Below are 8,238 nucleotides of genomic sequence, written 5' to 3'. Positions count from 1 at the left end.
CCCCTTCGGCCGGCTGCGTCTTTTTTTTATCCCCCCCGGGCGGCCGCCGGGGGGGGGGCCGGCCCCACCCACATGCCCCCCCCCACCCCCGGTTGTGGGGGGGGGGCGCCGGGGGGCCCCCCCCCACTTCTCAGTTCACGATCAGTACGCCGATCATCGCCGCCCAGCACACGGCGACAAGGACCGGAAGCAGCATCATGATGAGTCCGGTCGGCGACTGCTTCAACCAGGCGTTGCCGTCGACCTGGACGTCAGGCCAACTTACCTTCTGTACATGCGAGTTGCCCGTGCGTGGATCAGCTCTCGTACTCCGTGAGGTCGATCTCGTGCACCTGGAGCGGGTAACCGTGCTTCGGGTGCGCGAGCTCGTGTCCCTCCGTCATGCCCAACTTGCGGGCGATGTTCTCCGACCCCGTGTCGCCCGGCCGGATCAGGGCGACGACCCGGTCGACGCCGCGGTCCTGGAGGGCGAACTCCAAGGTGGCCTGGGCGGCCTCGGAGGCGTAGCCCTGGCCCCAGAACTGGCGGCCGAGCCACCAGTTGATCTCGATGTCGGGCTGGAGTTCGGACACCGAGAGGCCGACGACGCCGGCCAGCTCGCCGGAGGCGAGGAGTTCGACGGCGAACGGGCCGAAGCCCTCCTCGTCCCACTCCTCCTCCCAGCGCTCGATGTCCTCGGCCGTCCGCTCCAGGTCGCGCGGCCCGCCGTCGCCGACCCAGCGCATGACCTCCGAGTCCGCCTGGATCTCGGAGAGGGGTACGAGGTCGTCGTCGGACCAGCGGCGGAGCAGGAGGCGGGGCGTCTGGATCTCGGTCATGGGTCCATCTTCGCCGAGACCCGCGACGCCGCCGACCATCCGTCCGCCCCTCGGCGCATCCTCGGTGCGTCCTCAGTGCGTCCTCAGCGCATGAGGACCCCCGCGGCCTCCGCGATCGCCTCCGAGGGGACGGTCACCAGGCCCGTCTCCGCCGGTGAGGCGAGCAGCCGGTGGGCGGGCAGGATACGGACCGTGTAGCCGTAGGGGCCCGTGCGGTCGAGGGAGAGCGGGCCCTCGTACGCCCAGCGGCCGTCCAGATCCGGGCCGCCGGCCGGTTTCAGGGCCACCGTGGTCACGTCGGTGATGCGATCGTCGGAGTCGACGCGGCCGGCCACCGCCTGGACCTCGACGTCCTCGGGTCCCAGCTCGTCGAGCGCCACCCGCACGCGCAGCACCAGCGTCGCGCCGAGCTCGGCCGTGGCCGTCGACGCCTCCACATGGTCGACGGCCACCCGTGGCCAGGACGCGCGGACCTTGGACTTCCACCGGGCGAGTTCGCGCGCCGCGTCGGGGGTGAGGGCCCGGCCGGAGCGGGCCGCGGGGGCATACAGCTTCTCGACGTACTCGCGGACCATGCGCCCGGCGAGGACCTTGGGGCCCAGATGGGTGAGGGTGCGGCGGACCATCTCGATCCAGCGGTCGGGCAGCCCTTCGGGGCCGCGCTCGTAGAAGCGGGGCGCGACCCTGCGCTCGACCAGGTCGTAAAGGGCCGCGGCCTCCAGGTCGTCGCGCCGTTGCTCGTCGGTCGCGGTGCCGTCGGCGGTGGGGATCGCCCAGCCGAAGTCGGGCGTGAACCACTCGTCCCACCAGCCGTCGAGGACGGAGAGGTTGAGGCAGCCGTTCAGGGCGGCCTTCATACCGGACGTCCCGCAGGCCTCCAGGGGACGCAGCGGATTGTTGAGCCAGATGTCGCAGCCGGGGTAGAGCTTCTGCGCCATGGCCATGCCGTAGTCCGGCAGGAACACGATGCGGTGGCGCACCCGCGGGTCGTCGGTGAAGCGCACCAGCTCCTGCACGAGGCGCTTGCCGCCGTCGTCGGCCGGGTGCGCCTTGCCCGCGACGACGATCTGGACGGGCCGGTCCGGGTCGAGGAGGAGGCGCTTCAGGCGGTCCGGGTCGCGCAGCATCAGGGTGAGCCGCTTGTAGGAGGGGACGCGGCGGGCGAAGCCGATGGTGAGGACGTCGGGGTCGAGCACCCCGTCGATCCAGCCGAGTTCCGCCGCGCCCGCGCCGCGCTGGCGCCAGGACGCGGCGAGGCGCTCGCGGACCTCGTCCACGAGGCGGCCGCGCAGCTCGCGGCGCAGCTCCCAGATGTCCCGGTCGGCGATGTCGGCGACGGCGTCCCAGCGGTCGGAGCCGCCGACGGCCAGGGCGTCCAGGGTGCGCTGCTCACCGAGGTGGCGGGTGCCGAGCCGCAGGACCTCGGGAGCCACCCAGGTGGGAGCGTGCACGCCGTTGGTGACGGAGGTGATGGGGACCTCCTCCGGGTCGAAGCCCGGCCACAGGCCCGAGAACATCTCGCGGCTGACCCTGCCGTGCAGGGTGGAGACGCCGTTGGCGCGCTGGGCGAGACGCAGGCCCATCACGGCCATATTGAAGACGTTCGGGTCGCCGCCCGCGTACGTCTCCGTGCCGAGGCCGAGGATGCGTGCGGCGTCGATGCCGGGGAGTTCGGCGCCGGGCCCGAAGCGGCGGGCGACGAGTTCCCGGTCGAAGCGGTCGATACCGGCCGGGACGGGGGTGTGCGTGGTGAAGACGGTCCCGGCGCGTACGGCTTCGATGGCGGCGTCGAAGTCCACACCGCGTCCGGCGAGCTCGTGGATCCGCTCGACCCCGAGGAATCCGGCGTGTCCCTCGTTCGTGTGGAACACCTCGGGCTCGGGGTGGCCGGTGAGGCGGCAGTACGCGCGCACGGCCCGCACCCCGCCGATGCCGAGCAGCATTTCCTGGAGGAGCCGGTGCTCGCTGCCACCGCCGTAGAGCCGGTCGGTGACATCGCGTTCGCCGGGGCCGTTCTCCTCGACGTCCGAGTCGAGGAGAAGCAGGGGCACGCGGCCGACCTGCGCCTGCCAGACGCGGGCGAACAGCCGGCCGCCGCCGGGCAGGGCGAGCGCGACACGGCAGTCGGTGCCGTCCGGTTCGCGCAGCGGGGTCAGCGGCAGTTCGTGCGGGTCGAGGACGGGATAGTGCTCCTGCTGCCAGCCGTCCCTGGACAGGGACTGCCGGAAGTAGCCGTGCCGGTAGAGGAGTCCTACGCCGATCAGCGGCACCCCGAGGTCGCTGGCCGCCTTGAGGTGGTCGCCGGCGAGGATGCCGAGGCCGCCGGAGTACTGCGGCAGGGCGGCGGTGATGCCGAACTCGGGCGAGAAGTATCCGACGGCGGCGGGCAGGCCACCGTTCTGCTGCTGGTACCAGCGGTCGCCCTCCACATAGGACCTGAGGTCGTCCGCGGCCTCGCCGAGCAGGCGCAGGAACCCCTCGTCGGTGGCGAGTTCGGCGAGCCGCGCGTGCGGAACGGCGCCGAGGAGCCGCACCGGGTCCCCGTCGGACGCGGCCCAGCGCCCGGGGTCCACGGCCTGGAAGAGGTCGCGCGTCCCGGTGTGCCAGGACCAGCGCAGGTTACGGGCCAGCTCGTGGAGGGGGGCGAGGGGCTCGGGCAGGACGGGACGAACGGTGAATCGACGGATGGCCTTCACGTTCTCACCTCTGTAGGGGGACGCGGCGGGCATACGCGCACACGTGCGAGGAGGACGCGCTCCGTCGCGCGGCCCCCGGCTGTCACCTCCGACGGTACGGCCACCGGGCTCCGGCTACCACGGCGCACGGAGTCGCAAAGGCCCCCGTGTCACGCGGTTCTCAGCGGTACGAGGGGGTCGGCGGCGGCCGGAGCGGGGTCACGGGGCGTAGCCGGAGACGACCTTGGCCTCGTCGGTGTCGGCGAACAACGCGCCGCCCGGATATAGGGGTTGGCCCAGGTGTACGGCCGCTGCACCGGTGCCCGACCCTGTGGCGGGGTGTCCCTCCTGCGGAGCGTGTTGACGTCGCCCGAGGTGTTCCGCCCTTCGAGGGCGTACGCGCCGAAGGACAGCACCCGTTTGCCCGCGAGGGCGAGGCCGGCGGTCTCCCGGGGCGCGCCGTAGTGCCACAGGCGCCGGCCGGTGCCGCCAGTCGTATGCCGTGAGGAAATGGTCGACGGGGTCCGACGCGTCCTCCTTGCCGGCCGGCACGACTAGCACGCCGTCCGCGCCGACGACGGGTCCGTTCAGCGTGGGCCGCACGTCGGCCGCGACGGTGCGCCGGGTGACGAGGGTGCGGCCGTCGAGTTCCCGTACGCCCGGGTGTTCGAGGTCCCCGCACAGGACGGACGACGTGTGGCGCAGGAGGGCGAAGCAGGTCGCGGCGGGCGCGGAGGCGGCGCGGAGCCGTCCTTCCTGGCATCGGCGGAACCCGGGTCGAGCCGCCGCGCGAGCTCCGCCGCGCCGGGCCGCTCCCCCGGCGCCACCCGCAGGCACACGCCGACCGTCTCGCGCAGCGCCTCCGGGACCGCCGACGGGTCCGCGTCCCCCGGGTGATGCGGAAGTCCGGTTTTCGCCGCAACCTTCACCGCGATCGCCAGCGGTCCCCCACGGGCGATATGGCCGATTCCGCCCCCTCATGCGGTCTTGTAGGGCCTGACGCCGCACGAGAGGCTGCCAAACGGTGTGCGCGGATTCCCGGCCGTCAGGGCCGGCGGCCGTGCAACTCCGGTCCTCGCGCGCCGAGTCGAGGAGGGGAACTCGCGACATGACACTGACGCGCAAGAGGCGTCTGCGCTGGGCGGGCGCGCTCACCGCCGCGACCACGGCGGCGGTGCTCTCGGCCGTCACACTGCCCGCGCATGCCGCGCCCCCGCTGGGGCGCATACTCGGCGCCGGTGAGCCTGGCGCCGTCGCAGGCAGTTACATCGTGACGCTCAAGGGGGGAACGAAGGCACCGTCCGACACGGGCAAGGGCCTCGCCGAGAAGTACGGGGCGAAAATACGCCACACCTACAGCACGGCGCTGAACGGGTACGCGGTGCGCGCGGGCGAGACGCAGGCCAGAAGGCTCGCGGCCGATCCGTCGGTCGCCGCGGTCGTCCAGGACTCACGGGTCTCGCTCGACCACACCCGGATGAAACCGCCGTCCTGGGGGCTGGACCGCATCGACCAGGGCGATCTGCCGCTCGACAACTCCTACGCCTGGCCCGAGTCGGCCGGCTCGGGCGTGACGGCGTACGTCATCGACACCGGCATCCGGATCTCGCACCGGGACTTCGGCGGCCGGGCGCACTACGGCTGGGACTTCGTCGACGGCGACGCCACCGCGCAGGACGGCAACGGCCACGGCACCCATGTGGCGGGAACCGTCGCCGGGTCGGGGTACGGCGTCGCGAAGAAGGCGGACGTGGTCGCCGTGCGCGTGCTCGACGACGCGGGATCCGGGACGACCGCCCAGGTCATCGCGGGCATCGACTGGGTGACGAAGCACGCGCGCAAACCGGCCGTGGCCAATCTGAGCCTCGGCGGCTACGCCAACGCCCAGCTGGACGCGGCGGTGCGGGGCTCCATCGCCTCCGGGGTCACGTACACGGTCGCGGCCGGCAACGGCGGACTCCCGGCGAGCCTCTACTCACCGGCCCGCGTGAAGGAGGCCATCACGGTCGGCGCGACCGACCGCACGGACCGGCGCGCCGATTTCTCGAACTGGGGCACCGGGCTCGATCTGTTCGCCCCCGGCGTCGACATCACCTCGGCGTCCGACACGAGCGACACGGGGAAGGCGACCTTCTCCGGTACGTCGATGGCGTCGCCGCACGCGGCGGGCGCCGCCGCGCTGTACCTGTCCGACCACCCCTCGGCCACCCCGGCCGAGGTGAGCCGGGCGCTGACGAAACACGCGGCGGCGGGCCGGATCACCGACGCGCTGCCCGGCTCGCCGAACAAACTGCTCCAGGTCAAAAACCCGTAACCGAAGGGTGAGTTCATGATCCGGTCCCGTCGTTCGCGGCGGGGCCGGACTTGTCTGTGTGCTTACGCGCGAGTAGTTAACAAAGCACCGGATTGCCCGCCCTGCGACCGTGGAAGGCTCCCCCGGTACACACTGCGCGACCCTCTTCTTCACCCCCGTTTCCGCAAGCCGAACCCCCCGCGGTCAGGAGCGGTCATGCCCGCACAGAGTCCCTCGCCGAAGCCGCACACGGACCCGGCGAAGCAGTCGGCCAGAAGCGCGAAATCGCAGAAACCACCGGGCCGGCGGCGCCCACCGGCCGCCACCGCGGCCACCCCGCTCGGGCGGATACCCGTCCTGGATGTCCAGCCCCTCGTGGACCACGGCCGCAGGCCCGCCAAGGCGGTGGCAGGCGAGTCCTTCCAGGTCAGCGCGACGGTCTTCCGCGAGGGCCACGACGCGGTCGCCGCGAACGTGGTGCTCCGCTCGCCGCGCGGCCGCACGGGCCCATGGACCCCGATGCGCGAGCTGGCCCCCGGCACCGACCGCTGGGGCGCGCAGGTCACGCCCACGTCGGAGGGCCGCTGGACCTACACCGTCGAGGCGTGGGGCGACCCCGTCACCACCTGGCGCCGCCACGCGCAGATCAAGGTCCCGGCAGGCATCGACACCGAACTCGTCCTGGAAGACGGCGCGTTGCTGCACGAGCGCGCCGCCGAGGGCGTGCCGCAGCGCAAGGGGCAGCGCGAGACCGTGCTGCGCGCCGCCGCCGCGCTCCGGGACACCGCGCGCCCCGCCGCGGCCCGCCTGGCCGCCGCGCTCACCCCGAAGGTCGACGAGGTCCTCGCCCGCCACCCGTTGCGCGAGCTGGTCACCAGCTCCGACCCGCTGCCGCTCCTCGTGGAGCGCGAGCGTGCGCTGTACGGAGCCTGGTACGAGTTCTTCCCGCGCTCGGAGGGCGCGGTCGTGCGCGAGGGGGAACCGCCGGTCTCCGGCACGTTCCACACCGCGGCGAAACGCCTCCCGGCCATCGCCGCGATGGGCTTCGACGTCCTCTATCTGCCGCCGGTCCACCCCATCGGCACCACGTACCGCAAGGGTCCAGACAACTCACTCTCCCCGGGGCCGCACGACGTGGGTGTCCCCTGGGCGATCGGCTCCCCGGAGGGCGGTCACGACGCGATCCACCCGGATCTCGGCACGCTCGACGACTTCGACGCGTTCGTGAGCCGGGCCGCGGACCTGGGCCTGGAGATCGCCCTCGACTTCGCGCTCCAGTGTTCGCCCGACCACCCATGGGTGGAGAAGCACCCCGAGTGGTTCCACCACCGGCCGGACGGCACCATCGCGTACGCGGAGAACCCGCCGAAGAAGTACCAGGACATCTACCCGATCGCCTTCGACCAGGACATGCCCGGGCTGGTCGCCGAGACGACCCGCGTCCTGCGCTTCTGGATGGACCACGGCGTGCACATCTTCCGCGTCGACAACCCGCACACCAAGCCCGTCGTCTTCTGGGAACAGGTCATCGGAGGGATCAACCGCACCGACCCCGACGTGATCTTCCTGGCCGAGGCGTTCACGCGCCCCGCGATGATGCGCGCCCTCGCGCAGGCCGGCTTCCAGCAGTCGTACACCTACTTCACCTGGCGCAACTCGAAGCAGGAACTCACTGAGTACGCCACGGAGTTGGCGAAGGACACGGCCGCGTACATGCGCCCCAACTTCTTCGTGAACACCCCGGACATCCTGCACGCCTACCTCCAGAACGGCGGGCGCCCCGCGTTCGAGGTGCGGGCGATCCTGGCCGCCACGCTCTCGCCGACGTGGGGCGTCTACAGCGGCTACGAACTGTGCGAAAACGCCCCGCTACGCCCCGGTAGCGAGGAGTATCTCCATTCGGAGAAGTACGAACTGCGGCCGCGCGACTGGGAGTCGGCCGAGCACGAGGGGCGTTCGATCGCGCCCCTCATCACCCGTCTCAACGACATCAGGCGCCGCAGCCCCGCCCTGCGCCGGCTGCGTGACGTGCACTTCCACCACACCGACCAGGACACGGTGATCGCGTACTCCAAGTCGGTCGCAGGCGCACACGGTTCGAACACGGTTCTGGTGGTCGCCAACCTCGACCCCCACCACACCCAGGAGGCGACGGTGTCGTTGGACATGCCGCAACTGGGACTCGGCTGGCACGAGTCCGCGCCGGTGCGCGACGAGCTCACCGGTGAGACCTACCACTGGGGCAGGGCCAACTACGTGCGCCTCGAGCCGGGCCGCGCGCCCGCGCACATCCTCACCGTCCTGCGACCGTCCTCACCGTTGATCGGAGGGTCACCCACACCATGACCGTCAATGAACCCGTCCCGGACACCTTCGAGGACACACCCGCAAAGGACCGGGATCCCGACTGGTTCAAACGTGCCGTCTTCTACGAGGTCCTCGTCCGCTCCTT

General features: G+C 72.0%; 5 protein-coding genes. 2 read left to right on the top strand and 3 right to left on the bottom strand.

Annotated elements, in window-relative coordinates; genetic code table 11:
• Nucleotides 1-296 precede the first annotated feature (296 nt).
• From ACWFR4_RS21665 to ACWFR4_RS21655, 3 genes are all read right to left on the bottom strand, one after another.
• Nucleotides 297-818, bottom strand: coding sequence for a GNAT family N-acetyltransferase (locus ACWFR4_RS21665; protein ID WP_453462079.1), 522 nt, complete (start codon nucleotides 816-818; stop codon nucleotides 297-299).
• 83 nt (nucleotides 819-901) lie between these two features.
• On the bottom strand, nucleotides 902-3,514 hold the full coding sequence (gene glgP, locus ACWFR4_RS21660) for an alpha-glucan family phosphorylase (protein ID WP_453462076.1): 2,613 nt from the start codon (nucleotides 3,512-3,514) through the stop codon (nucleotides 902-904).
• 198 nt (nucleotides 3,515-3,712) lie between these two features.
• Nucleotides 3,713-4,330, bottom strand: a complete 618-nt coding sequence (locus ACWFR4_RS21655; RefSeq protein ID WP_453654047.1) for a hypothetical protein — start codon at nucleotides 4,328-4,330, stop codon at nucleotides 3,713-3,715.
• A gap of 271 nt (nucleotides 4,331-4,601) precedes the next feature.
• Between ACWFR4_RS21655 and ACWFR4_RS21650 the strand changes: the two genes are divergently transcribed.
• A complete protein-coding gene (locus tag ACWFR4_RS21650; RefSeq protein WP_453654045.1) occupies nucleotides 4,602-5,807 on the top strand; it encodes a S8 family peptidase in 1,206 nt (401 codons plus the stop codon).
• A gap of 195 nt (nucleotides 5,808-6,002) precedes the next feature.
• On the top strand, nucleotides 6,003-8,132 hold the full coding sequence (locus ACWFR4_RS21645; RefSeq protein WP_453654043.1) for an alpha-1,4-glucan--maltose-1-phosphate maltosyltransferase: 2,130 nt from the start codon (nucleotides 6,003-6,005) through the stop codon (nucleotides 8,130-8,132).
• Nucleotides 8,133-8,238 lie beyond the last annotated feature (106 nt).

It is taken from the genome of Streptomyces sp. NPDC055140, from assembly GCF_053607285.1.
Note: the sequence above shows the minus strand (reverse complement) of the source record. Positions and strands in the feature narration are given on the sequence as shown.